The organism is Lactobacillus isalae, from assembly GCF_947539375.1.
Classification (GTDB): Bacteria; Bacillota; Bacilli; order Lactobacillales; family Lactobacillaceae; genus Lactobacillus; species Lactobacillus isalae.
Genome location: NZ_OX443569.1, coordinates 914,848 through 941,021 on the forward strand (window position 1 = coordinate 914,848; position 26,174 = coordinate 941,021).

Annotated in this window: 19 protein-coding genes and 1 pseudogene; 1 reads left to right on the plus strand and 19 read right to left on the minus strand. The window is 29.6% G+C overall.

All coding sequences use genetic code 11. From position 1 onward, the window contains the following. Nucleotides 1-20: 20 nt before the first annotated feature. The 7 genes from rfbA to QM512_RS04430 all read right to left on the minus strand — a co-directional run bounded on the left by rfbA (nucleotide 21) and on the right by QM512_RS04430 (nucleotide 7,644). Complete coding sequence (rfbA, locus tag QM512_RS04400; RefSeq protein WP_282806302.1) at nucleotides 21-905, minus strand: glucose-1-phosphate thymidylyltransferase RfbA; 885 nt, start codon at nucleotides 903-905, stop codon at nucleotides 21-23. Nucleotides 906-911: 6 nt separating this feature from the next. Beyond that, entirely contained in the window at nucleotides 912-1,949 is a 1,038-nt protein-coding gene (gene rfbB / locus QM512_RS04405; protein ID WP_282806303.1) for a dTDP-glucose 4,6-dehydratase, read from the minus strand. 130 nt (nucleotides 1,950-2,079) lie between these two features. Beyond that, on the minus strand, nucleotides 2,080-3,252 hold the full coding sequence (locus QM512_RS04410) for a MerR family transcriptional regulator (protein ID WP_282806451.1): 1,173 nt from the start codon (nucleotides 3,250-3,252) through the stop codon (nucleotides 2,080-2,082). 197 nt (nucleotides 3,253-3,449) lie between these two features. Further along, nucleotides 3,450-4,391, minus strand: coding sequence for a hypothetical protein (locus tag QM512_RS04415; RefSeq protein WP_282806304.1), 942 nt, complete (start codon nucleotides 4,389-4,391; stop codon nucleotides 3,450-3,452). A gap of 400 nt (nucleotides 4,392-4,791) precedes the next feature. Beyond that, on the minus strand, nucleotides 4,792-5,907 hold the full coding sequence (locus tag QM512_RS04420; protein ID WP_282806305.1) for an RES family NAD+ phosphorylase: 1,116 nt from the start codon (nucleotides 5,905-5,907) through the stop codon (nucleotides 4,792-4,794). A 4-nt stretch (nucleotides 5,908-5,911) separates the two neighbouring features. After that, the gene (locus QM512_RS04425; RefSeq protein ID WP_282806306.1) at nucleotides 5,912-6,802 is read right to left on the minus strand and encodes a sce7725 family protein; all 891 of its coding nucleotides are present in this window, start codon (nucleotides 6,800-6,802) and stop codon (nucleotides 5,912-5,914) included. A gap of 2 nt (nucleotides 6,803-6,804) precedes the next feature. Further along, nucleotides 6,805-7,644, minus strand: a complete 840-nt coding sequence (locus QM512_RS04430) for a sce7726 family protein (RefSeq protein WP_282806307.1) — start codon at nucleotides 7,642-7,644, stop codon at nucleotides 6,805-6,807. 1,269 nt (nucleotides 7,645-8,913) lie between these two features. Here QM512_RS04430 and QM512_RS04435 point away from each other — a divergent pair. Continuing rightward, a pseudogene (locus tag QM512_RS04435) lies at nucleotides 8,914-9,309 on the plus strand (transposase); the annotation flags it as partial. A 71-nt stretch (nucleotides 9,310-9,380) separates the two neighbouring features. Here QM512_RS04435 and QM512_RS04440 read toward each other — a convergent pair. The 12 genes from QM512_RS04440 to QM512_RS04495 form a co-directional block, all read right to left on the minus strand. Further along, nucleotides 9,381-11,495, minus strand: coding sequence for a hypothetical protein (locus tag QM512_RS04440; RefSeq protein WP_282806308.1), 2,115 nt, complete (start codon nucleotides 11,493-11,495; stop codon nucleotides 9,381-9,383). A 123-nt stretch (nucleotides 11,496-11,618) separates the two neighbouring features. After that, nucleotides 11,619-13,118: a BCCT family transporter gene (locus QM512_RS04445; RefSeq protein ID WP_282806309.1), complete on the minus strand. Its 1,500-nt coding sequence runs from the start codon at nucleotides 13,116-13,118 to the stop codon at nucleotides 11,619-11,621. Nucleotide 13,119: 1 nt separating this feature from the next. Next, on the minus strand, nucleotides 13,120-13,833 hold the full coding sequence (locus QM512_RS04450; protein WP_282806310.1) for a sugar phosphate nucleotidyltransferase: 714 nt from the start codon (nucleotides 13,831-13,833) through the stop codon (nucleotides 13,120-13,122). Beyond that, the gene (locus tag QM512_RS04455) at nucleotides 13,826-15,562 is read right to left on the minus strand and encodes a phosphotransferase (protein WP_282806311.1); all 1,737 of its coding nucleotides are present in this window, start codon (nucleotides 15,560-15,562) and stop codon (nucleotides 13,826-13,828) included. The genes QM512_RS04450 and QM512_RS04455 overlap by 8 nt, the downstream gene beginning before the upstream one ends. 169 nt (nucleotides 15,563-15,731) lie before the next feature. Beyond that, complete coding sequence (locus tag QM512_RS04460) at nucleotides 15,732-17,468, minus strand: hypothetical protein (RefSeq protein ID WP_282806312.1); 1,737 nt, start codon at nucleotides 17,466-17,468, stop codon at nucleotides 15,732-15,734. 120 nt (nucleotides 17,469-17,588) lie between these two features. Next, nucleotides 17,589-18,419, minus strand: a complete 831-nt coding sequence (locus QM512_RS04465; protein ID WP_282806313.1) for a LicD family protein — start codon at nucleotides 18,417-18,419, stop codon at nucleotides 17,589-17,591. A 13-nt stretch (nucleotides 18,420-18,432) separates the two neighbouring features. After that, the gene (locus tag QM512_RS04470) at nucleotides 18,433-19,938 is read right to left on the minus strand and encodes a lipopolysaccharide biosynthesis protein (protein ID WP_282806314.1); all 1,506 of its coding nucleotides are present in this window, start codon (nucleotides 19,936-19,938) and stop codon (nucleotides 18,433-18,435) included. Next, the gene (locus QM512_RS04475) at nucleotides 19,919-21,949 is read right to left on the minus strand and encodes a glycosyltransferase (protein ID WP_282806315.1); all 2,031 of its coding nucleotides are present in this window, start codon (nucleotides 21,947-21,949) and stop codon (nucleotides 19,919-19,921) included. The genes QM512_RS04470 and QM512_RS04475 overlap by 20 nt, the downstream gene beginning before the upstream one ends. Further along, nucleotides 21,942-23,159, minus strand: a complete 1,218-nt coding sequence (locus QM512_RS04480; RefSeq protein ID WP_282806316.1) for a hypothetical protein — start codon at nucleotides 23,157-23,159, stop codon at nucleotides 21,942-21,944. The genes QM512_RS04475 and QM512_RS04480 overlap by 8 nt, the downstream gene beginning before the upstream one ends. Next, complete coding sequence (locus QM512_RS04485; protein ID WP_282806317.1) at nucleotides 23,143-24,138, minus strand: glycosyltransferase family 2 protein; 996 nt, start codon at nucleotides 24,136-24,138, stop codon at nucleotides 23,143-23,145. The genes QM512_RS04480 and QM512_RS04485 overlap by 17 nt, the downstream gene beginning before the upstream one ends. Continuing rightward, nucleotides 24,131-24,886 (minus strand): capsular polysaccharide synthesis protein, encoded by a 756-nt coding sequence (locus tag QM512_RS04490; RefSeq protein WP_282806318.1) that lies wholly within the window; start codon nucleotides 24,884-24,886, stop codon nucleotides 24,131-24,133. Before QM512_RS04490 ends, QM512_RS04485 begins: the two co-directional genes overlap by 8 nt. A 225-nt stretch (nucleotides 24,887-25,111) precedes the next feature. Continuing rightward, nucleotides 25,112-26,173 carry a glycosyltransferase gene (locus tag QM512_RS04495; RefSeq protein WP_282806319.1) on the minus strand — a complete coding sequence of 354 codons (1,062 nt, stop codon included), beginning with the start codon at nucleotides 26,171-26,173 and terminating at the stop codon, nucleotides 25,112-25,114. Nucleotide 26,174 lies beyond the last annotated feature (1 nt).

A 26,174-nucleotide genomic window follows, 5' to 3' on the forward strand; every position in this document is an offset into this window, starting at 1 on the left:
TCTTTCTTAAATTAAAAATTTTAGTAACGAACTTTACCTTCAGCAACAGACTTTAAGTGCTTACCATATGGGCTCTTGCCATAGTGCTTAGCTGCTTCAAGTAATTGATCCTTGTCAATCCAGCCGTGAATATAAGCAATTTCTTCTGGAGCTGAAACAGAAACGCCTTGACGTTCTTCAATCATCTTAACGTAGTTAGAAGCGTCAACTAAACTTTGCATTGTACCAGTATCAAGCCATGCATAACCACGACCCAAAAGTTGTACACCTAAGTTATCGTCTTGTAAGTACATATCGTTTAGACTAGTAATTTCTACTTCCCCACGTGCACTTGGCTTAACTTGAGCAGCCTTTTCACTTACACCAGCTGGGTAGAAGTAAAGACCAGTAACAGCATAGTTACTCTTAGGTTGTTCTGGTTTTTCTTCGATAGATACAACATTATCATTTTCATCAAAACCAATAACACCAAAACGTTCTGGATCATTTACGTAGTAACCAAAGACAGTTGCCTTACCTTTTTGAGCATCTTCAGCAGCATTCTTAAGCAACTCAGTAAAACCATTACCGTAGAAAATGTTATCACCTAAAACCATGGCACATGCTTCACCGTTAATGAAATCTTCACCTAAGGTAAATGCTTGAGCCAACCCATCTGGACTTGGTTGAACCTTGTAAGAAAGGTTAACACCAAATTGTGAACCATCACCTAATAGTTCCTTAAAACGTGGAGTGTCAGCCGGAGTAGAAATAACTAAAATATCTTTAATACCGGCTAACATCAAAGTAGATAATGGATAATAAATCATTGGTTTGTCGTAAACTGGCAATAATTGCTTACTAGTTACTAAAGTCAATGGATATAAACGAGTACCTGAACCGCCTGCTAAAATAATTCCCTTCATGCTGAATTAGTCCTTATCTAAAACTTGCTTCTTACCGTACATTTTGTCGTAATAGTTTTGGTAGTCACCAGAAATGATGTTTTCCCACCAGTCTTTGTTGTCAAGGTACCATTGGATAGTCTTCTTGATACCATCTTTGAACATAGTTTCTGGAAGCCAGCCTAATTCGTTATGAATCTTTTCTGGATCGATAGCGTAACGACGGTCATGACCCTTACGGTCAGTAACATGTTCGATTAAGGAGTAAGGCTTGTCTAAGTAATCACAGATGAGTTTAACAATATCAATGTTAGCCATTTCGTTGTGACCACCAATGTTGTAAACTTCACCAGGCTCACCATTTTCTAAGATAAGGTCAATTGCGTTGCAGTGATCTTCAACGTAAAGCCAGTCACGAACGTTTTTACCATCACCGTAAACTGGTAATTTTTCATTGTTTAATGCTCTTTGAATCATCAATGGAATCAATTTTTCTGGGAATTGATATGGACCATAGTTGTTAGAACAACGTGAAATGGTTACTGGCAAACCATAGGTTTTACCGTAGGCACCAACGAGTAAATCGGCACTAGCCTTACTTGATGAGTAAGGACTTGAAGTATGAAGTGGAGTATCTTCGTGGAAGAAAAGATCTGGACGATCTAATGGTAAATCACCGTAAACCTCGTCAGTTGAAACTTGGTGGAAACGCTTGATACCGTATTTACGGCAAGCATCCATTAAGACAGAAGTACCGATAATGTTAGTTTCCAAGAAAATTTCTGGATTTTCAATAGAACGATCAACGTGACTTTCAGCAGCAAAGTTAACTACTACATCAGGCTTTTCTTCTTCGAATAACTTGTAAACACCTTCACGGTCACGAATATCTAACTTAACGAACTTGAAGTTAGGGTTATCCATAACATCCTTTAAAGTAGATAAGTTACCCGCATAAGTTAAACTATCTAAACAGATAATTTCGTAATCAGGATGCTTCTTTAACATGTAAAAAACAAAGTTTGAACCGATAAAACCGGCACCACCAGTAACAATAACTTTCATAATTAGGTCTGCCTTTCTTTATTCATTACTTATCATATAACATTACGTTACGTCACCTTCAAGAAAATAAGAATTTTTAATTCTATAGAAAAAGATCAAGCACTTAACTTCATGTGCTTGATCTTTGTTACTATTTCTTACAAATAAAGTAACCTGCATCTTTAGTAATGTGGAAACCATCGCTTACTTTATCGTCAACAAAATTTTTAAATTCATTATAGTGATCGAGTAAAATCGAATTTTGATTACCATGACAAGATAAGATGTAAGAAATTACCGGCGTAGATTCAGACAATTCAACCGCATCTTCATACTTATGACAAGTAACATCAGTAAAATCATGGGATAAAATTTCTATCCCATTGTCTAAGCCAAAGCGATCATATAAATTAGTTGAAGACAAGACAATCTCTGGATTAAATTCTTGAACTAAATCAGTAATTTCATGCATATGCCTTTTAGAATAAGTCGAGCAAGCAAAAGAAGCGCCCTTTTTCATTACTCTCTTTACTTCTTTCAAGGTCTTAGGAATATCGTCACAGTAGAAAAGCATATGGTTAGCAATTACCAAATCAAATGTATTATCCGCACAAGGTATTTTTTGTGCATCAAATACCGCATATTGAAATTCTGATCTATCCCTAATTTCACTTTTCGCATCAGCTAAGATACCTTCAGAAATATCAGATAAAACAATGGTTAATCCTTTTGGAATTCTATCTAGATTTTGTGCCCATAAAGTACCATTACCAGCTCCTAATTCTAGAATCTTCATCCCCGGCTTTAAGTCTAGTTGTCTAAACAACCAATGAAACCATCCCTCTTTATTAAGAGAATAATCCCGATGAAGTTTGATTCGCGCAGAAATATTAGAAGCATTTTGGTATTGACTACTTAGGGACTGATTCATTGAAGTCAAATGAATCAAGTCTAACATCTTGCTCCAGTCTACTTCTTGCCCTGCCTTCAAAGTGCTACTAGTTGAATCAATGGCTGCAGCAACATTTTGCATTTCTTTAAGACGTTCTTCCACTAATCTTTTTTGAATCTGCAGAGAATCAAGTAAAAGCTGCCTGTCTCCTGATCCTAAAGTCATCTCTCGGATGTCTGTTAAAGAAAATCCAAGATACTTTAATAGGAGGATTTGTTGCAATTTGGCAAAATCAGTATCAGTGTAGAGTCTTGCACCGCTCGCCGTGTGTGTTGATGGCTTTAATAAATTTTTTTGATCGTAATAGCGAATTGTACGAATTGAAACATGCGCCTTTTTCGCAAATTCACCGCTTGTATAGTAAGTTGGCATAGAAAACATCAACTCAATTCTTTAAGTACTAGATTTATTGCAGTTAATATATACTCCTCTATTGTGCTACCCTTTTTAATTTTTTCTCCTCTTAATTCTAAATGTCATATTTTTAATATATAATATAGTCAACTTTACAATATAAAATATTGATACTAGGTAATGACATCAGATAGTCAATTGAGAATTAGAGGCATTTAATAGGCAATTATTATTCCATTATATGCAAATACACTATCTTTTTTTACTTCATTTTTTATTTTCTCATACTTTTTTATAATTATATTTTGCAAGTCAAATAATTCTTCCTTAAAAGTTGTCTTAGTGTTCTTTGAAGAACTTAACTTAACCAAATTTTTATTAATAAAAATTATTACGGAAGTATCATTTATCGTAAATCTATTCCCACAAAAATCATCTATTACATTATCTAAATTCAATTCCATATGAGATAATCCCTCTTTAGTAATTCTCGAGTACAAATCATATACACTATAATAATCATCAGGAATCTCTTTAAATTCAGGATCGATAATACTTAAACTAATTTGTTTACTATTTGGCTGTATTTTTTTTCTAAAGCTCGAAGCTACAACGAGCTTATTATTTGAAAAACTAATTCGATTATTGGTTTTTACTTTACCTAACTGATTTACAGCCTTCTTTATTCTGGTGCTAGATACTCTGTTTTCTGATATAGTTGCTTTTGCTTCTAACCAAAAAACATTTCCGTTTTTATCCCATCCTATAAAATCTGGCCCTCCGGTTTTATTAGCTTTTTTGTATTTGAACGCAAAATGATTCATACTTACTAAGTGTAGTTCTTTATAGGCATAAATGACTGTCATTATCATACCAAGTATAAAACTCGTACTAACCTTAAATGACGTCTCCAATTTTAAAAATGGCGTTAAAGTAAATTGCTCTCTTTCATTAAAAACGCTCTCGATATTAAATAATGGAATAATATTCGTTTTACCTTTATTGATCGCACCTATTAAATCAGCAGAGCGATTGGGTATAATTATTTGTAAAGCATTAATATCACTATTTTCTAGTTTAATCCTATTTGTCGAATCACTAATCTTATCTATATAATTATCAACATTACTATACATATTACATTCAATCATTTCCATTGTTCTCTCTTCTCGATCCTATTATTAAAACAATGTTGTCCTTCTAAATTAAAATTTACTAATACTATGTTACCGCCAAAAATTAAACGCTGTTGAAAAAAGAGAAAATAATCTATTATTCGCTACTACAATTGGACTACGAGACTGTTTCATTTTTTATAAAGAATGTCTAGAAGAAAGAAGCAATCTAATTCTTTACTCAAAGAAAATGTCTGTCTAAACAACAATCTTATTATTGCAATAAAATATTTATCCTAGTGAATTCACAGAGAATATAATGTTAAAGAAGACAAAAAATAAAGCAGCCTAGCAACGATCTTGATATCCTAGACTACTTTTTTAAATTTTCGGTGCTTACTTTATAGCACTTCATCTATTATTAAATACGCTAGGGTTAAGATTAATTTACTAATTCTGGATAAGTATTATATCTTACCATTTTAATTTTTAATTCTTCCCTATCATTTTTTCTAACTTTAACTTTACTTTCAATTTGTTTATCAAATAACACAACATTAAAATTATTTGGATCACGGTCAACCATTGTACTACTATACTTTATACCCTCAAAATTCAATTGTGCAATCGCACTTAAATATTGAGTTGGAAGATAATCTAAACTTTTATGGTTAGTTCTTATAGGTGTCTCCAATTCTTCTACAATAGTATTTATAGTTTCCTTATTTAATTGATATACTTTAGGATAAATAGTATCTAACATGTTAAAAGGTGATAATTTTGCAATTCTAGTCAAATCAACCACTTTAATATTTTTCACTATTTCGATTGGGGCTATCACAACTTTATCGTTAAAAGAAGATCTTACTTCTCTAATAGCTATATTTTTCTTACTGGCTAGATAGAGCATCCCTACTCCTCTTGGATTCATCCTACCATCCCTACTATCCAATATTTTTTTAGGAGGGATAAGCATATCCTTTTCTTCCCTAATATCGTCAAAGCTATCAACAATTCTCGCTCTGAACAATAAAGAATTCTTCTGTAGCTCTTCAACAGAATATTTCATTATATTAGTCAATAATTCTTTATCTAGGTCTGAATTAAAGAAACGATTTCCATGTAAAATATTTTCTTTAAAACTATTCCAATCTTTATTTTTTATGATAGAATAATCTTCTTTAAATTGATTATTGTATAAATCAGGAATAACTAATGGACTTTTGTATATTGGATCATCTTTATCAAACGAATCTTTTAACAATTCAACTAGCACTGTACGTATCTGATTCTCATTTATATTAGTTGAAAATATTTGCCAATCATTTTGAATTCGATCAATCAAGGTCTTACCCGTTAAACTACTGTTATCTATACTAGATGTAGTATCATAAAGATTAACTAAACGCCCCATATCGACTTTTATACTAACAGTATCATCATCCGTATCAAAAATATATTCTCGCCTATTATGAATATCACATTTTTTTAGATTCTTTAAACTTAATATCCGCATTCTCAAATCTGTATCTTTGAAACAATTAGCACATATTTTCATTTTGTTATTCCTTTTTCATCAAGTAGCGATTCATTATTTCAAAATGATGCATTAATTCAAGTTTTTTTAGATAACCTAACCCTGAATATTTATCATGCAAATATAAATTTTCAAGTTCTTGTAAACCTACCGAATCATTTTTATCCTTATCAAAATCTGCAGAAGAATACCATCTATTCATTTCTTCTAATGCTTCATGTAACTTATTAGCCGGATTATACATATCATCATTACTTTTTGATACAAAATGTTTCAAACGAAGTGCATTATTATCATCAAAATATACTATATGAATTGCAACAGCAAAAGGTGCAAATCCCGAATCCGAATAGTCTTCACCAATTATTGAATAATCACCATATCCATAAAAACCTGCACTCTTATATAATTTATGATAATTAGAAAAATTTACATCCGGATATTTTAAATAGTCAGCATTTCTATCCTTTTTGTCAAAAGAATCCGTAAATACAACTCTAGGCTGCTCTGGTCTTATTATAGCGTTGTAATCTAAATCATACGGAGTAACATTTATAGTTTGAATATCATCACAATCTAGTCCTTTAACCGGTGATGTATAAAATAAAAGATCACCTTTATTAAAACCATTTTTTTGATTCTCTAAAACAATTACACTGTTTCTTAAATATTCATTACTGTCTATTATACTTTTTAATTTATCTAAATCACTGTATTCACCCACTTGTGGATTACTAATTATATTTAGGACATATTTATTCTCATTAGAAACCTTAATTAAACTATTAAACGTCCCATTATCTCTAACCGGTTCAATAATTGGTGATATATAACTAGATTGAATTAAATTTTTTTGAATCAATTCTCTAATTGCTACTAATTCGTACAATTTTCCTCTTAAATATGGGAAATACATATTTATCCCTCTTTCATTTTTAAAATATTTATTAAAGTTTCTATTTGCTGATCTTTGAGTTTAGAAAAATAAATAAGTTCTCTCAATTCTTTTGGACATTCTTTTAATAACGTTGCTTTTCCTTTGAACCTATTTAAATTTCGTTGTTTCAATGCGAACGTAACACTCTTCTGTTGTTCACTCACTGACAACGTTGAGAATAAGCGATAATTAGCATCATAATATTTTGATGCACCCACTTTAGGAAGTTCTCCAAACTTTTCTTTATTAATTTTTTCGAACTCAGGTTTTCTTAATAATTTAAACAAAACTTTGCTGTCCAAATTCTGACTATGTAATTGAGGTTTTCTCTCTATATGGATTTGATTTCTATTAGTAAGAGTAAATATTCCAACATCTTGATTTACAATTTTTTTAATTTTATTAACGTATTTTTTATCAGTAATTACATTAACATATGAAAAAGCTTTGTAATAATCGTCTATTTGTCTATTCAATCTCTGCAAAGTATCCAATTCTGTTTTTATTTCATAAACTTGTGCTTTTCCATTCATAACAAGGAAATCAGCTATTGAATTTGCAACTGGCACTTCTCTCAAAGCACTGGTTGTATTTGGGCTATGTCTACCTAACACAATATTATTAAGTAACTGATTTTTATAGAAATATTCATTCCTATGGTGATTTCCTAAATAAGCATATATATCCTTTATCTGTGTAGCTAAATCCTTAGATGTTATCCCGTATCTTTCAGTTGCTTTTTCGACATATTTCATCGATTTATATTTCACTAAAGAATCTAATTCTTTTGCAGTAAAGACGCGATTTAATAAGATATCCACTTGAAATCACCTCTATCCTTTTAATTAATTTAAAATACAAATATTAAATAGTTCCTATTAATTCTCTTTGAGTATAAATTATCCTTATATTTTTCCTTTATTAAAGAATTCTTCAACTGAAAAACATCTAAAACATAGTAGTGTCACACGAAAACTACTATTTGATATTTTACTAAGTAGTATAAAGTAACATTATTGATAATTTAGCTTCATTATACAAATAAATCTTATTGCAGTTTTAACTATCCCTTCCTATATAATCTTTGAAGAACCTGTAATCTCTAACTCACCATTTGAATTAATTCAAATGCTTCATTTTAAGCGCCAAATCAACAGTCAGCAATTTTCTATTACTTATTTCTTTTGACTCAACTTTTAGATAATTACTAAATTTCTTGTCTAGTTGAGATGTCTAATAAATGATATCGTCATTATAAAAAGTTCCTTTAGAAATCTTACTTACTTGGATCCTCATCATTATAACTCCTTGACACAGTATATCGCTCCAATTAACTACTATATAACATTAGTATAGCCCACAAAATTCTACTTTCTTTTATATTCTAAATGGTATAACCATACTATTAATAAATTTAATCTCTTGATAAGACTAATAATTCGCCGATTATAGTAGCTGCGATTTCTATGTTTACTACGTTATCAAAAAATTTTTTATTGCTTAATTGATGGTACTAGTTATCATTTTAAATAACCACTTGCAACTACTATAATCTATAAAGCCACGATTATACTAATAAATACATTTAACGTCAATCTAACTTCTTTATTAGAATAAAAATAGAGGCCATAAGCCTCACTGCATTAAATTTTCTGATTCCTCTCTACATCATACAGATGATTACTTACATTCTCTTTTAATAATTGTATTAAATTTCAACTTGATATTGAAGACCCGAAGATTATTTTTTCTAATTATTTTAAATGAGAATATTAACAGTAGGTATCACAACATATTTATTACTAAATATACTCAGACTTCTTGTTATCATTCTACTAATCTTATTTCTAAACCCAAATTGCTTTTTTTCTCTTACGGAAGATTGCTCAATATCTAGCATTGGTCCCAATATATAATATATCGTTCACAATATATTAAACTCTAGATCCTCAAAATTCTATGATAGTGCTGATCATATAGCGGAATATTCAGTATTTGATGAATTCAAACTTTAAAAAGATATCATGCATAAAGCCATAAATATTATTTTTCAATATTCTCAGAAATCTTATCTCATGTAGTAGATAAAGTACCTTAAAGGCTATCTCACTCAGGAACATGTTGTCTTAGACGGCTTAGACTGCAACAAAGATATCGAAAATACATATTGGGTTATGCAAGACTTTATGGTTGTCATTCAGAATAACGATGAAAAGAAAGTTATCCATCTACCTCATTCAAAACAAACTGTCGGTAAACAAATGCATCAAACTCTATTAACTTTTAAACGTAATTATTCTGGTGTCCTAAATGGTATTGTCTCAACTTATTCTAATGGCTGTCTTGAAGGAGTTAACCGTAAAATTAAACAAATTGAGCGTACTGCTTATGGCTATAGAAATTTTAAACATTTATTAATTAGAATTAGACTCGAAGAAAATATTATAAAAGAAAAGGAATCAAACAGCTATTTCTTAGCTGCTTAATTCCTTCTTAAAACTATCCATCAACAGGATTTGCAAAAGAGCCCTTAATTTCTCATTAACATATTTATCTATTAGATTTGATAGTAATGTCCATCCCTATCAAAGTAGTATTTTTTCCACTTACCGTTTCCTACATAAGTGTCGTAATAACCATCTTTTGCCATATTTCCATTCTTATCGAAATAATACCATTGGCCACTTGATGTCTTTACCCATTCTTCTGTTGCTCTTGTACCATCATTTTTCGCGTAGCTCCAAGTTTTATTATCAGCATCGTAAGCCCAATGATTTGCTAAATAATGGCCATTTTTATCAAAATAATATGTTTTCCAATAATCATTTACACAACGAGTTCTAAACCAACCGTTTGCTGCCATAGCCTCTGAAGCCGTAAAGTAATACCATTGACCGTCATTGTTTTTTAACCATTCTTGTACTGCAGGTATACCATCATTTTTCGTATAAATCCACATCTTATCAGCAGAATCATAAGCCCATGCATTAGTCATATAATTACCATCTTTATCGAAGTAATACGGTTTCCAGACGTCATTCTTTAGATGAGTGTCTAAAAGCACATTTGTTGGCATCATCCCAATATTATCAAAATAATACCAGCGCCCGTTAGGTGTCTTTACCCATTCTGCTAGTGCTTGGGTTCCATCATGCTTTGCATAGCTCCAAGTTTTACCGTATGAGTCATATACCCAATGATCTATTAAATAGTGACCATTCTTGTCAAAGTAATATTTCTTCCAGTTACCATCTTTTAACTGAGTATTATACCAACCATTTGTCACCATAACTCCGGCGTTATTAAAATAATACCATTGGTTATCTGATGATTTTACCCACTCTTCTAATGCTGGAGTACCATCTGAATTGGTGTAACCCCAGAGATGATTATTTGAATCATAAATCCAATGATTGGTTATAGGGGCACCATTTTGATCAAATTCAGTGGCTAAATGAAGATTTACTGGATGACCATCTTTATCAAAGTAATATTCACCTTCTGAAGGTGTATCATACCAGCTATTTGTTACCATAACCCCATTATCGTTAATATAATATCTGGCTCCATTGGCTCCTTTTACCCATTCTTCTAATGCTTGAGTTCCATCCTTTTTTGCATAGCTCCAAGTTTTCTCATATTTATCATAAGCCCAATGGTTTATTAAATAGTGACCATTTTGATCAAAATAATAATATTTGGAATCATTCTCTCCCGTGGAAATTGATTCCCATCCATTAGCTGCCATAATTCCGCTAACATCAAAATAATACCAATGACCATCTGGCATTTTTAACCATTCTTCAGTTGCTTGTGTACCATCTTTTTTTGCATAACGCCAAATATTCTCATCAGAGCTATATACCCAATGATTGGTTAAATAGTGACCATTCTGATCAAAATAATATAATTTTCCATCGGTATCAAACCAACTATTTGTCACCATATTTCCGTTAAAGTCAAAATAATACCATTCATTATATTTACTCTTTACCCATTCATCATTGGCCTGTACACCATCTTTTTTTGCATAACTCCATGTTTTGCCATAAGGATCATATGTCCAATGATTGGTTAAATAATGACCATCTTTATCAAAATAGTACTTTTCCCCATTATTTTCTTTTTTCGAACTAGTAGAAAACCAGCCATTCGTAGCCATATTTCCATTTTGATCAAAATAATACCATTGATTATATTTGGTCTTTATCCATTCTTGATTGGCATCTGTACCATCACTTTTTATATAACTCCATGTTTTGATATTAGAGTTATATCTCCACTTATTTGCACTATCTTTATTAACTGAATACAACGACATAGTTACTGGAGCTGATTGATGATGCTTAGTACTATTTGAATGTTGGACTCCATTTTCTTCAGTTTTTGTTTCCTTACTTTCTAGTAATTTCCCATTTAAATTATTTTGAGTACTAGTACCAGCAGACGATACTAAAGAATTCTGGTATTTAGAAGTAGCCACTGAGTTTTGAACTATTACATTATTTTTAGAAGTTCCATTTTGATTAATTATCTTAGAATTAACTTGTTCGTTATAAGGAGAACCAGTTTTGACATCATCTGCCTTAACTTGTGAAACGCTAAATTCTAAAAAGAGTGCTCCTAAAACTAAAGATGATAGGCCAATATTCAATTTTTTATGATTATGCATTGTTAGATCACTTTCTATACTTATATTTTTCCATAAAAAATACATCTTAATTTTTGCACAGAATTCAATCACTTACAAGTAGACTTTAAACATAATATTTCATTAAATATCCAATATTTTTACTCAATCTTTCTTCCGCCCAAGCAAACTCTTATAAAAACTAATTACAATTAAAATCATAACTATACTAGTTGGTAGTGCAGCAATAATCGCCACTGATTGAATATTATAAACAGACTCCCCAGTCAGAATCAGTACTAAAGGAAAAATACTAAAAGCAATTGCCCAAAATGCTCTCATTTTTTTACTTGGAGTTTCTTCTACAAGTAAATTCTTGTATGAGTATTTGGAAATGACCATAGTTATAGAATCAAAAACCGTACAGTATAATCCTATCATTGCCCCACTAAGAATAATTAATCCCCATTCATAATGAGGTAAAGTTTTAAAAAGAGTAGTTATGATTACCGGATAAGAAACGTCTTTGCTTAATAAAGCTGTAACATTGATAATTCCTCGAATTTGTTCTCTAATCCCAAAATTACTCAAAATAATAAAGGATAAGAAAGTGCCACTCAATCCCCAAAAATATGCACCTAGAATAATTTCACGAATTTTTTTCCCTTTACTGATACTTCCAATAAAAAATGGAGTAGCAACACACCAAACAATCCAATAGGACCAATAGTATACAGTCCAATTTTGAGTAAAACTATTAATTTTATTTGGCAGTGCTAAAGAAATAAAATTAGTAGTTAAATTTCTTATTGCAGCTCCGCCTGCCAAGAAGTCAGAACTCACTCCACCTCCTACAAGTAAGACATATAATAATAAAAGTCCAAACATAGAGAAAGCTATTACTGAAAAACGGCTCATTGCTTTTAAGCCAAGTAAAGAGACCGATAAATAAATTATTACTATCACTGCCATTAAAATTAAAGACCAACCTTGTACAGTTCCTATATGAAACAAAGTTTTCGCAACTTGAGCTAATAAAGGAAGTGACATTGAAAAAGTAGTGGCTGTAGCAGCAACTAAAGAAAAAATTGCAATTAAATCAATAATCTTACCTACAAGACCATCAATCGCTTTTCCAAATATTGGTCGACAAGCTTCAGAAAATTTTTGCTTTTTATTTTGCGATACATAAAGCATATATCCAAATGCAACTGCCAGCATAATATAAAATGACCATGCAATCGGACCCCAGTGAAATAATGAATACGTCAACGACCACTCAAATGGATTATTTTTGCTTTGAATAGTCGGCTCTCCAATATACATCATCCACTCACACAAGGAATAAAAAATGACATCCGCTGACATTGTAGAGGTAAAAATCATCATCCCCCATTTAAGAGGTGGATAAATTGGCTTATCGCTTTCCTTTCCTATTTTTATATTTCCTAATGGTAAAAAAGCTAAGACCAACGTACTTAATAAAAATAGAATTCCTACCCAAAGATAATAACCAGAGAAATATTTATTAATTTCCGAACGAATATTTACTAAGAAACTTTTTGATTCATTGGGGAAAATAAGAAATATACAACTTAAAAATAAAACCGATAATAGAGGAATAGAGATCAACGAAAGATCTATTTTAGAAATTTTTTTCTTCATCTTACTTTACATATCTTTTATATGAAGAATCTATATCAGCTAATTCTTCAATACTATCAATTTCAACAATATCTTCTTTATTTATTTTATGTACAGAAAGGTTAAACTTATCAGCATAGATAAACATTGGAACGTCATCCCAATAAATATCATAGTTTTTATTTTCAAATTCCTTTTCTACAAGTTCTCCTAGTATAGCACTATCGTTAGCATTCCATTTAGAAACACTGTATAGCCGCCAACCATGGTCGCCACCATCTCGATCACAAGATATAACTCTACCTTTGTTATCAGTATGCATTATCCATTCATCTGACCATTCATTAATTAAACTTCCTGCATAACCTGATTTTTCAAAATCAGCACTTAAAATTTCTGGATTATAGATTAATTGATCACCATCTAAAATGATTGTATTTTTTAACTCTTTTCTAGCCACATATAGAGAAGAAATATTATTATACTTGTTAAAATATGGATTATTAATTAGCTTAACACCAGCATACTTTTTGGGTAAAAAATCAAACTTATCTGCTAAATATCCCGTTACGATTGTAATATCATTTATATTTTTCCGATGCAACGCCTGAATAATACTTTCGATCATTCTAGTTCCATTTACCTTTACTAAGGGTTTAGGCGTCTCATTAGTTAAAGGTCTCATTCTGGTTCCTAAACCGGCTGCCATTATTATTGCATTATCTAATTTAGTCATTCTTCTTCTCCAAATACTTTAAAACTAATTTACTATACTCTTTTGCATAACGATATTGTGCGATTGAATATTCACCAAAATCTAGTCCTAATGATTGCTTATATTCACACCAGTTACTCCACAGTAGTCCTCCTACAGCAACATAAGCATAAATTTTATGTCTAATATTATCTTTACATTTATTTTCATAGTAAATATCTATTAGTTCATCGATTTCGTCTTTATTATAGCCAGCATAAATGGCATACATTGCAATATCCAAATCAGGATCCTGCATACCAGCATATTCCCAATCGATAAGAAATACATTTTCGTTCTGATCAATCAAGAAGTTATCTGAATTGGCATCTATATGACATAAAGACCATCTATCAACATTATCTTCAATAAATTTTTTTAGCTTGAGAACATTGTCCTTCGTTTCTGAATAATCTCGATAAGCTGAATCTGTACTTCTAAGACTTTCATAAAAATCTATCTGCTTCCAAATGCCAAAAGTATGATTAACTTGATAGTTTTGCTTATGAAATTGTCGTAAGACATTCATACTATTTTTAACATCTTGAAAATTATTTGCATCGCTATTTCTAGTATTTTCTAGAAATTCAGATATTTTGTATCCATTATCTGGATTTAAATATAATATTTTTTCAGTATATGGCTCTGTTTTCACTTTTTGGTAAACATCATACTCTTCTTTTCGATCGATCAGCTTATCTGTTCCTTCACCAGGAATCCGCATAATATACCTTTTATTATTAACTGTAAAAATGAACGATCTATTTGTCATTCCTTTTTTTAAAGTATGAATATTATGAATATCTTTTTTATTTACCTTTAAAACTTGTTCGATAATCTCAATTGCGTCATTTTTTAAATGAGTTGATCTTGAATCTAAGTCTAGCAATTGTTCATAAGAATTAATTTCAGCATGTGAATCATCAGAAATAACTTTACCATTTAGCAAGAACGTTTTTTTATCCTCTAAAACATCTTCCCAGAAAGAAGTACGATGCTCCTTTTTAATCATTTCTTCTAGTCTTTTTGAAACAATTTTTCCATGCGTACTATTTATATATGCAAGACCAATCATTTTATTTCCATTTGATGCCTTAAAACGCACCTTACCATTATTTTTAACTTGCCAATCCGATCCCGTTACTATTTCTTCCCCAAATAAATACCACGATTTATCTTCAACCGTAGAAAATGGATTAGTTTTAAACCATACATCACAAGGGAGAACATAAGTATTGGATATAGCATTATTAACTAAAAATAAAGAGTAGATATTATTCCAATCCTTATAATGAGAATTAACAACTAAATTGACATTATATTTATCAATTAAAAATTCATAATGTTCCTTCATGAAGCCGACTACAATTTCAATATTTTTAATTCCCACTTCATGTAATTGTTTAATCATGCGTTCAATTAAAGTTTCACCTTTAACTTCCAGCAACCCTTTTGGTTCCTCAGTATTAATAGGCACCATTCTCATCCCATATCCTGCTGCAAGAATAATCGCATTTTTTGGATGATGAGACTCAAAATATACTTTGGCCTTAGTAGTAATATTGTTATTTTGGTCTATAAATTTTTGCCCTTTTAATTCACTAATTATCTGATTAACTTTTCCAAGTGAGATATTAAGCTTTTTAGCTAAATCTCTTTGGCTAATACCTGGTTTTATTGTTCTTAATACTTCAATTTCTTTTGTGTTCATATTTTATTCCTTTTTATTTTTGCTGAACACTATAAGTATATCATATAAACATTTTATTCAAACCAATATCAAATAATTACTTTACGATTATAAAAAAAGAGTTAAACAACTATACGATAGCTGTTTAACTCTAAATTTAATCACATTTATATCATTAATTGCATTTACGCTAAGCAATATATCCCATACTGTTCATATAATATGATCTACCCTTTTCATCTGTAATCCATGTATTAGTATATGGCACACCATATTCATTTAAATAGAACCAATGCCAGCCTGTACTATCTGGTAATAATTGCCATGAATCTTGATAATGCTTCTTGGCTACCTTTCCATCAGAATGAACAAATACCCAATCTCCATCAGAATTTCTTCTCCATCCCTTGTTATAGTCAATATGACCCATATTATTCATATAATATGTATCATTATTACTATCTGTGATCCATGTATTCATATATGGGACGCCATATTCATTTAAATAGAACCAATGCCAGCCTGTACTATCTGGCAATAATTGCCATGAATCTTGATAATGCTTCTTGGCTACCTTTCCATCAGAATGAACAAATACCCAATCTCCATCAGAATTTCTTCTCCAACCTTTGTTGTAGTCAATATGACCCATATTATTCATATAATATGTATCATTATTACTATCTGTGATCCATGTATTCATATATGGGACGCCATATTCATTTAAATAGAACCAATGCCAGCCTGTACTATCTGGCAATAATTGCCATGAATCTTGATAATGCTTCTTGGCTACCTTTCCATCAGAATGAACAAATACCCAATCTCCATCAGAATTTCTTCTCCAACCTTTGTTGTAGTCAATATGACCCATATTATTCATATAATATGTATCATTATTACTATCTGTGATCCATGTATTCATATATGGGACACCATATTCATTTAAATAGAACCAATGCCAGCCTGTACTATCTGGTAATCTATCCCATGAATCTTGATAATGCTTCTTGGCTACCTTTCCATTAGAATGAACAAATACCCAATCTCCATCGGAATTTCTTCTCCATCCCTTGTTGTAGTCAATATGACCCATATTATTCATATAATATGTATCATTATTACTATCTGTGATCCATGTATTCATATATGGGACACCATATTCATTTAAATAGAACCAATGCCAGCCTGTACTATCTGGTAATCTATCCCATGAATCTTGATAATGCTTCTTGGCTACCTTTCCATTAGAATGAACAAATACCCAATCTCCATCGGAATTTCTTCTCCATCCCTTGTTGTAGTCAATATGACCTATATTATTCATATAATATGTATCATTATTACTATCTGTGATCCATGTATTCATATATGGCACACCATATTCATTCACGTAAAACCAATGATTTCCCGTACTATCAGATAAATGTTGCCATGAATTACTATATTCTTTTCTAGCTACCTGTCCATTTGATAAAGTGTAAACCCAATCTCCATCAGAGTTTCTTCTCCAACCTTCTTGAACACTGTATGCACTTGCCCTTAAAGATTTCGTATTAACAGATGCTACAACTGGATCTTGTGCCTGTTTCACATTAAAAGTAACTGTATTAGTTTGTGCTTTCTTATTTTGTGTCTGTTTCAAGTTTACTTGATCATCAGAACTTTTTAAACTCTCTGTGTTCAGAGATGTACTATTAACATGGTTTTTATCACTATTTATTTGTGTTACACCTTGTGTTTGCTTCAAATCTTTATTAGTACTTACTGATATATCAGACCCATTTTGTTTTTCTTTTGCAACTACTTGTGTCTCATTACTATTACCAACAGTATCTGCCTTTACATTAGTAGTTACAATTACATTAACACCTAATCCTAATAAAACTGATGATAAGAATATACTTCTTCTCAACCTTTTATTCATTTGCTTTTTCCTCCTTAAAATTACTATCTTATTATAACTCAGAGTAAATTTATTTCATTCTATATTTTATAAAAAAACGCATTATTTACTATCATTAAAGCAATAATACGTTTTCTACAATTATAATTTTAATTCTTTAAGATCATGTCTTGTTTTTCTATCTTCAGCGGGTGGCAACTGCATATAGTCACCATATAATTTTGTTAACATTTCATCAAAATTATCTGAGATTGCAAAATTTGAATTTTCAAACTGAGTAGGATGAAAATTTTTAAAAGAATTCGTAGAATATGTTTCCTTTTTCCCATCACTACCTAAACTGTTCAAATTTCTCACAAATTTAGTAGATCCTTCTAATTTTAGGCTCTCATTTGCAATTCTTTCACACTTGTCATACAAATTATTTATATCTGCAAAAGCATATAATTTCTGCAAAATTTGAACCACTTTTTTCTTTTTTCCTTTTCTAGCATCTAAATTAACATACTTTGCCATTAAACCTAATCTGTAAAATCGATAGCGAAAATATTGCCAATTACTTTTAAATGCATTATCGGAAATAGCATCGATTGGAAATACATCAATAAATACACCATGATTAATATTATGGTTAGAAAGAAAAGTTTCTTTAAAAATAGTTCCATTTAATCGAATTTTATCAAATAAATAATAATATTCCGAATCAGTATGATGCGATTGATAAAACATATTTTTAGGTAATTCTTTAGGAGCAATTTCACGTAATTTATTGAAGTCTTTTCTTAGCATATAGACATCTATATCATCATCCCATGGAATAAATCCTTTATGTCTAACGGCCCCAATCATTGTGCCTGCCGCAACAGTATAATTCAAATTATACTGTTTACATATTTTGTCAAATTGTTCTAAAATCGTAATTTCATATTCTTGAACTTTTTTTCTTTCTTTGTCTGTTAAAAAATGTTTCATCTTTTATCCATCCTTACCGATTTTTTCTAAATTTTTCTTTAATCAGTTCTAAGCCCGGACTATTAAAGTAAAACATTAAAACTAAAATTACTGTCATGCCTCCAATCATTACTACTTTAAAGAAAAACTGTATCCAAGTAGTAGGATAGTAACGATTAGCAGACAACAATTCTGCAAGCATTAAACCAAGTGTAAAAATCAAACTTTTAATTATTCCTTTAAAATATACCCAACTTGATATTCCGAAATATTCCTTAAACAGTAGAACTGGTTCAAACCAAAAATAAGTAGTTAATCGAGCAATAGCAGAAGCAAAAAGAATACCTGCCAATCCAATAGTTCTTCCCATGACGATCGACAAACCTAAATTTATAATTGCTGTTAATACCATGACATATTTAGTTTGTTGATAAAGTCCTGTTGCTTCTCTATATACCCAAATTGGTAAAAGAATTATTCCTAAATAGAAATTAATAATAATTGCAATCAAGACTTCATTACTCAACACATATTTATTTCCAAGCCATAATCTAATAAAATCTTGAATTAAAAAGGTAAATCCACAAACACAAATCGTTGATAAAATGACACTCATAGACTGCATCATTTGGAATACTTTAAATCTTCTTTCAGCATTTTCTTTAACCACTAAGTTTCCTAAACTAGCCGTTAAAGAATAAAAAACTGTATTAATTAAATTTGTAGCTCTAGTAATAATTAAAGAATAGTTTGAATATATACCAACTACACTAGTCCCTATTAATACAGAAATCAATGTATTATCTGTTGCATTTAATAATACACCTGAAATTTTATATAAAAACACCGAATACAAGTTTTTAAAGATCTCTTTTACATCTTTAAAAGGTAATTCAACCTTCTTTTTAATAAAAGGATACTCTTTTTCTGCTACATAAGAACAATAAAAATTTTGCATATACGTAAATGCTACTTGAACACATAAATAAACAGTATAATTATGCGTCAACCACAAGAATATAGTCATAAAAGTAGTTTGTAATATACTGAAAATACTTCTATACTTATTTAATTTATATTCTTTTTGATCAGCTGTTAAAATTGAAGTCTTATATACGACCAAATAAGACGCAACTGTATTAGCTAAGAATAAAAGATAATACAATGTTATATGTGGAATTGGCTTATCTAAATGGATTAAATATTTTAAAAAAGGTACCAAGGCTACCCCTATAACAGTAACTGCCAATGCGATAATTCTATAAACTTTTTTATACAGATTAATCAAACCTGCTAAGCGCTCATAGTCATGTTTTGCTAACGGATCATACATACTGTAAGTTAACGCAACACCAAAACCTAGATCAGCTAATGATAACATTGATAAAATATCGCTGAACAAACCAGAAATACCTAAATAATTAACACCTAGTATCCATATAAATATAGTTCGATTAACAAAACTTAATATAAGCGTAACCAATTGAAAAGCTAAACTAAAAATAATATTTTTTATCGAATTAGTTGTTCTTGACGCCATTTAATCCCTTTTCCTTAATAATTTTTGCAATTTCGGAAAATCTTTCTTCTATTTTGTTATTGTTATCAGAAGATTGTTTTTCTACTACTTCTAATTTTTGATCCATATCCTCAATTTTATCTATTAAACATATATTTTTTCTATTTTTTATCCATTGGTATACACCTAATATTTTGGGACTTTTACTTTTTAAAACGATGCAAGGGGTATTTGTAAGATACGCAAAAATCATACCATGTAAGCGATCAGTTACCACAAGTTCAGATTGACGAACCAACTGTAGCTGTCTTTTTACACTTTCCTTAGCATCAGAAACAGATTCAAAATCATGATACATATGCATATCAGATTCTAATACAGTATTAAATTTTTCTTCAAGTTTTGTGAAAATTTTATTTTGTTCTTCCCATATTAACGTTTGCTCACTATCATGTCTAAGTAAAATAAGAGCTCCTTCTCGTTGAGTATTATCCTTATCATACATGGTTCCATTAAAGCCTAACATCAATACCATATCAGGTACTAGATATGCGTCTACTTTTGGCATGTATTTATGTAATAACTCTAACGACTTATCGTCTCTTACAAAAACTGTTAAATTTTTACACCTTTTATAGACTTCATATGTATTTTCTAAACTCTTTTTCCCTTGTTCCGAGTTTTCATAGAAAAAAGTTTGAGGAAATATTATTAAATTTTTGTCTCTTAATTTAAAGATTGCATCTTCCTGAACCTTATGAATCCCTGGATAAAGAGTACCGATATTTCCTCCGGCTTGAAGTGCAACAATATCTTCTTTGGTTATATAATTTTTTACTTTTTCTACCATATATAATTGGCGCTGTGGAATAGGAATGATTGTATAATTAGGAAAATATTTATTGATAAACTCAAACTCTCCAAACATTAACGCCTGGTCACCTAAATTACCATATTCTGGCGTTCCTATTATATAAAACTTCGGCCGATTATTTTGAGTAATTTTTTGAAGTAATTCTTTTTTATCTTTATTACTTTGTTTTTTATTCTTTATTGGGCGATATATTTTCTTTAACTTATTACCGGCATTATATAATAAAGAAATCTTATCAGATCGTTTTAAAAACAAATAGATTAATTTATTTTTTTTCCCTGGTATATCTTTATATGTTGAAATCGGAATGGATAAAATATTATTCTCTACAATTTCTTTTAGCTTTAATAAGTCATTACTTCTACTTTTAACAAGCTCGCGTAAAATTCCAATTAATTTAACTATTTGATAACTATAAACCTTTTCTTGTAGTCTTGGCTCAATAGAAATTATTTTATTTTTTGCGAATTCTAAGGCATCAATTTGATCTTTATAATTCGATAAGGATTTATTTTGAATAATTCCCTCATCATTTTGCCGATAGAAATATTCTACTTTATTTATACATACTATTCTCTTGCATTTCTCTAAAAGTGATGGCATTGCATAAATATCTTCAAAGTTTTTTCCTTTTGGAAAAACACTTTTACTAATAAGTTCACGTTTATACATTTTCCGCCATACATGATTTGTAAGAGATGTATCTTCAATAAGCAAATTAAATGCAGCTTTTCTATTCAAAACCATTTTTGATTTTTCAAATAAGGAATTAGCTTCTATTCTTCCATCTGGAAAAACATTTGCAAATTGACAAATACTCATATCTGCATTTTCATTTTCCATTATTTGGACTAAATTTGAAACCATATTCAATGAAATCCAGTCATCAGAATCAACAAACAGAATATACTTTCCAGTTGCTTCACTTAATCCAACATTGCGCGCATCCGATAAACCTCCATTTTGTTTATGGATTACTTTTACTCTATCATCTCTTTTTGCCCACTCATCACATAATTGAGGACAAGTATCAGGTGATCCGTCATCAATTAATATTATTTCTAAATTTCTATATGTTTGATGGACAATAGAGGTTATACATTGATTTAAATAATTTTCTACATTATATACAGGAACAATTATTGATACTTTATCCATTAATCCCTAATTTCCTTTCCTTACTCTTCCCACACAAGATAAATCCTACAAATAATGGCAAAATTGTTATTTGCTGCATCAAGTACGGATTAATCGAACAACTATAAATACATAGGAAAATTGTAAAAGCCATCAACAATGTATTTTGTCTTGATCTAAAACTGGTAATAATTCCACTAAAAAAAGGAATTAAATATACTACAAATCCAATTATTCCTAATTGAAATAAATTAGCCAAGATTCCATAGTCACTTAAATAAAATACCGTCCACCTATATTTAGTTTCATCATCATACCTAAAACCAAAACCTAACCAGGTGCTTATTTCTTTCCATTCATTAAAAAGATATTGTATGCCATCCAAACGAGCTTGTGTAGAACCACCATATTCTACTGAATTAACAGAAAAAGTACTAAAGAAATTAGTTAAGAAACTAAAACAAAACATAATAAGTAGCACTAAAAATGAAATTATAAAGAATTTATTTTTAACTGAATTTGTTAAAATAAACGCCATAATAGTGAAAACAATTATATAAGTTAACATTTGAAATCTAGACTGATAAATAATCATCGAATAGATAAACAAGTATAAAATTCCAATAAAGAACAAAAACTTATTGCTAGACTTTGTTTTAAAAAAATTTATAACAAAATACACAAACATAAAACCATCCAGAAAAGTTCCAGTTAATCTCGTTAAATACTTTCCAAATATTAACCGTCCCCATGTTTCTTTTCCGGCAAAAAAAGCTGGTGCTAAATTAATGCTTGCAAAATTAAACAAAAGCCACAAAATAGTCCTTAATCCTAATGCACTACATCCTAAAAATACAATATTTTTTAAAAATTTTGTATTTTCACTGATATTTAACTCATATAACGGAAAAATTAATAATAATAATAAAACTCCCCCAAAAGTTATAAATGCGCTACCTAAAGACATTCTTGTGAAATTAAGTGCTCTAATTCTAATTAGTTGAATAAAAAAAATCACTATAGCTAGCACTACATATATGTTAATCATAGGATAATGCACATTCTTTTTATTTGGTTGACTAAGATAAATAAAAAAAGTAACTATAGAAATAATAATGGAGAACAAAAAACTTTTTCTATCAAATGCTCCAAAAAGATTTAAAAATCCCAGATTAAGAAAAAAAACTAGGTATATGCTAAATGCATATATATTTTTATATGTTATTTTCATTTTTTACACTCTTCATTTTTTTATAAACTACTTTATATACATGGGCTCGCAAAAGGATTCCTTGTAAAATACGTTTAACTTTCATTTTAATATTTGGAAAACTAGCATATTTCAGCATCTTTAAATACTCTTTAGAATACTTAATATATATTCTTTTGTTATTGCTATTTATTCCAAAATTAATTGCTTCTAGATCAGATACTAAATTGGAATAAACAGCTAAACCATAATTAGGAAATTGAATTAATCTTATTCTGTTTAATATCTTTCTAGAAACAGTTAATCCATCCATTACTCTTTTTTCAGTATATTTACCAGATAATCCCGATTGATTATCACAATACCAATAGTATGCATTGCTATCTCTAACAATTTTGCAATTCCAATTATTAAATAAGATCGTACAAATACTGAGATAATCCTCCTTATAGGATATTCCCTCATCAAATAAAACATTTTTCCATAAAGAACGTTTAAAAATAAAACCAAAAAGATATGTATTAATATATCCGGCAAGTATTTTGTTTAAAAGTTCTTTGGCAGTTATATCATTTTCGTCTACTAGACAATTATTAATCACGGATTCAGCTTTATCTGAAGATAATGATGAAATTACATTAATAGGAAAGATTGCTATATCAGATTTAGTGGATTTTATTTTATTAACATATTTTTCAATAAAAAGTTTTTCAATTTTATCATCTGCATCAATAAATATTAAATATTCTCCACTAGCATGTTGCAGTCCAAGGTTTCTTGCAGAACTAACTCCTTTATTTTCTTGATGATATAATTCAAATCGATTATCATGGGTTTCTTCAATATATTTTTTTACAATTAAATAGCTCTCATCTTTAGACCCATCATCCACTATAATATATTCAGAATTTTGATACGTTTGCTCACTTAATTCATTCAATAATCTTCTAATAGATTCATCGGAATTATACATGGGGATAATAACACTTACTTTATTCATTTAATTTTTCCTTATTATTGAGTAAATATGAATATACAGTTTCTTGACCATCAGAAGTTAATAAATCGTAATTTTGATGAAAGTTAAGTTTATTAAATAAATTTTTATATAAAAACTTATTTACTTTTGCTGACATCGGATCATTCAGTAATTTTACCAGCCCTAATATATCCTGTTTATTTTTAAACAATTGCTCATTCACTAAATCGTTTAACCATGTTTCCTTTTCAATAGCAATATTTAAAATATTTTCAATTAACAGATAATTAATCAGATCATCTTCATTCTTTATATAAGTCTCCATTAAATCGAAGGCAAAACTAAATACTTTTTTACTTCTATCACTGCTATTTCTTCCTAGTAAAAAAGGAGACAATTTATTTGTTATATCTTTCTTTTGTGCTTCTTTTCTTATAACCGCAAAAAAATCCATAGAAAACACGTCATCTGGGATAGGTTTTGATACAAAAATCGTAGAATCTAACCATAAAGCCGAATGCTTTTTTAAAATATTTAATCTGATATAATCTGACTCTAATTGTATTGAAAATTTTTTACTTAAAAATTTTTCTTTAACGATTGGATCATAATCCACCCAATCAGATAAATTTTCTCGATCGAGCACAACTACTTTATGCCCATTAGAATTCCTTCGCATACTCTGTATACACATTTTTACTAATGGAGGCGCATTCTTTTCACCTTGATACCATAATACAAAAATTGGGGATTTCTTTATTTTATTCATTAAAATATTTCTCCACTATATCTCCATAATTTTCCAACAAATATTTTCTTATGTATTTATCTCGTTTCAAAGTAATATAATGTTCAAATTTTGAAGAACTACGGTGACACATTAATATTAAAATTTCAAATATTATATATTGTATCCCATATTTTTTTATTCTTTTAGGTTTTGTTATTAATGCAAAGCGTCTACTAAAGTTCGAAATCAAATTTTTCATACTTACTACCCTAATAATTTTTGATACTCATGTTCTAAATTTTGAGCACAATCTTTAATATCATAAGAATTATAAATTTTTAAATTAGTTCTATCATGTTTTATATTTTTTTCTTCCATTATTTTTCTAGCCCATTCTTCAGCACTTAATGGAAGAAATTCTACAGAATCACTAATCTTTGCTGCATAGGGCACATTCTTCGATAATAAACATGGTAATCCAGCATATTGTGCTTCAATTGCAACCATGCCTAATCCTTCCCATCGAGAGGGCAACACAAACAAATCAAACATGGAGTAGTATTTATTAACTTTACTAGTAGAAGGCAAAATTAAGAAATACTTTTCTAAAGACATTTTTTTAATATCCTGAATCAATGATTTTTTTTCTTCACCATCGCCAATTAAAATCATTTTAAATACTACGTTTTTTTGCGCTAAAATTTTTGCAACCTCTAGCAAAAATTCTTGATTTTTCTGTCTCCAAAAAAGTCCAACATGTCCAATGACAAACATATCATCTGATACATTATATTTTTTTCGAAGAGATTGTCTTGCTTTTCTATTGTATTGTATTGATTCTACGTCAATACCATTTTTTATAATCTCATATTTATTTTCACCATATAATTTTTTGCCAGCATCATCACTGCTTGCAAACCGTCTATCAGTATGTTCATTAAGATATCGAGAAAATAATTTGCTTATTAATTTTGCTTGATATTCTGTATTATGCGTATGAGTAATTTTTTTTGCATTTGAAGATGAACAAGCTAAAAGTTCAATTGCCATGGTAGCGCTATTGCCATGTATATGAATTACATCATAATTTCCATTTTTTATTATTTTTTTTAATCCAAAATAATACTTAAATAAATTCTTCTTCCTTGGTAAATTATATAATTTAGTTTTATTTTCTAATGGCATTGTTTTCAAAATCTTAGGATCAAAATTTCTAGAAACAATATCAATTTGATTTTCATGCTTTAATTCATTATAGTAATTTCGTATGTGAATAGGAATTCCACTCAACTTAAAATTAACAGTACAAATTTCTAAAATTTTCACG

Excerpts from the sequence above, each read along its gene's own strand:
- rfbA (WP_282806302.1), bottom strand. The coding sequence starts at position 905 with ATGAAGGGAATTATTTTAGCAGGCGGTTCAGGTACTCGTTTATATCCA.
- rfbB (WP_282806303.1), bottom strand. The coding sequence starts at position 1,949 with ATGAAAGTTATTGTTACTGGTGGTGCCGGTTTTATCGGTTCAAACTTT.
- QM512_RS04410 (WP_282806451.1), bottom strand. The coding sequence starts at position 3,252 with ATGCCAACTTACTATACAAGCGGTGAATTTGCGAAAAAGGCGCATGTT.
- QM512_RS04415 (WP_282806304.1), bottom strand. The coding sequence starts at position 4,391 with ATGGAAATGATTGAATGTAATATGTATAGTAATGTTGATAATTATATA.
- QM512_RS04420 (WP_282806305.1), bottom strand. The coding sequence starts at position 5,907 with ATGAAAATATGTGCTAATTGTTTCAAAGATACAGATTTGAGAATGCGG.
- QM512_RS04425 (WP_282806306.1), bottom strand. The coding sequence starts at position 6,802 with ATGTATTTCCCATATTTAAGAGGAAAATTGTACGAATTAGTAGCAATT.
- QM512_RS04440 (WP_282806308.1), bottom strand. The coding sequence starts at position 11,495 with ATGCATAATCATAAAAAATTGAATATTGGCCTATCATCTTTAGTTTTA.
- QM512_RS04445 (WP_282806309.1), bottom strand. The coding sequence starts at position 13,118 with ATGAAGAAAAAAATTTCTAAAATAGATCTTTCGTTGATCTCTATTCCT.
- QM512_RS04450 (WP_282806310.1), bottom strand. The coding sequence starts at position 13,833 with ATGACTAAATTAGATAATGCAATAATAATGGCAGCCGGTTTAGGAACC.
- QM512_RS04455 (WP_282806311.1), bottom strand. The coding sequence starts at position 15,562 with ATGAACACAAAAGAAATTGAAGTATTAAGAACAATAAAACCAGGTATT.
- QM512_RS04460 (WP_282806312.1), bottom strand. The coding sequence starts at position 17,468 with ATGAATAAAAGGTTGAGAAGAAGTATATTCTTATCATCAGTTTTATTA.
- QM512_RS04465 (WP_282806313.1), bottom strand. The coding sequence starts at position 18,419 with ATGAAACATTTTTTAACAGACAAAGAAAGAAAAAAAGTTCAAGAATAT.
- QM512_RS04470 (WP_282806314.1), bottom strand. The coding sequence starts at position 19,938 with ATGGCGTCAAGAACAACTAATTCGATAAAAAATATTATTTTTAGTTTA.
- QM512_RS04475 (WP_282806315.1), bottom strand. The coding sequence starts at position 21,949 with ATGGATAAAGTATCAATAATTGTTCCTGTATATAATGTAGAAAATTAT.
- QM512_RS04480 (WP_282806316.1), bottom strand. The coding sequence starts at position 23,159 with ATGAAAATAACATATAAAAATATATATGCATTTAGCATATACCTAGTT.
- QM512_RS04485 (WP_282806317.1), bottom strand. The coding sequence starts at position 24,138 with ATGAATAAAGTAAGTGTTATTATCCCCATGTATAATTCCGATGAATCT.
- QM512_RS04490 (WP_282806318.1), bottom strand. The coding sequence starts at position 24,886 with ATGAATAAAATAAAGAAATCCCCAATTTTTGTATTATGGTATCAAGGT.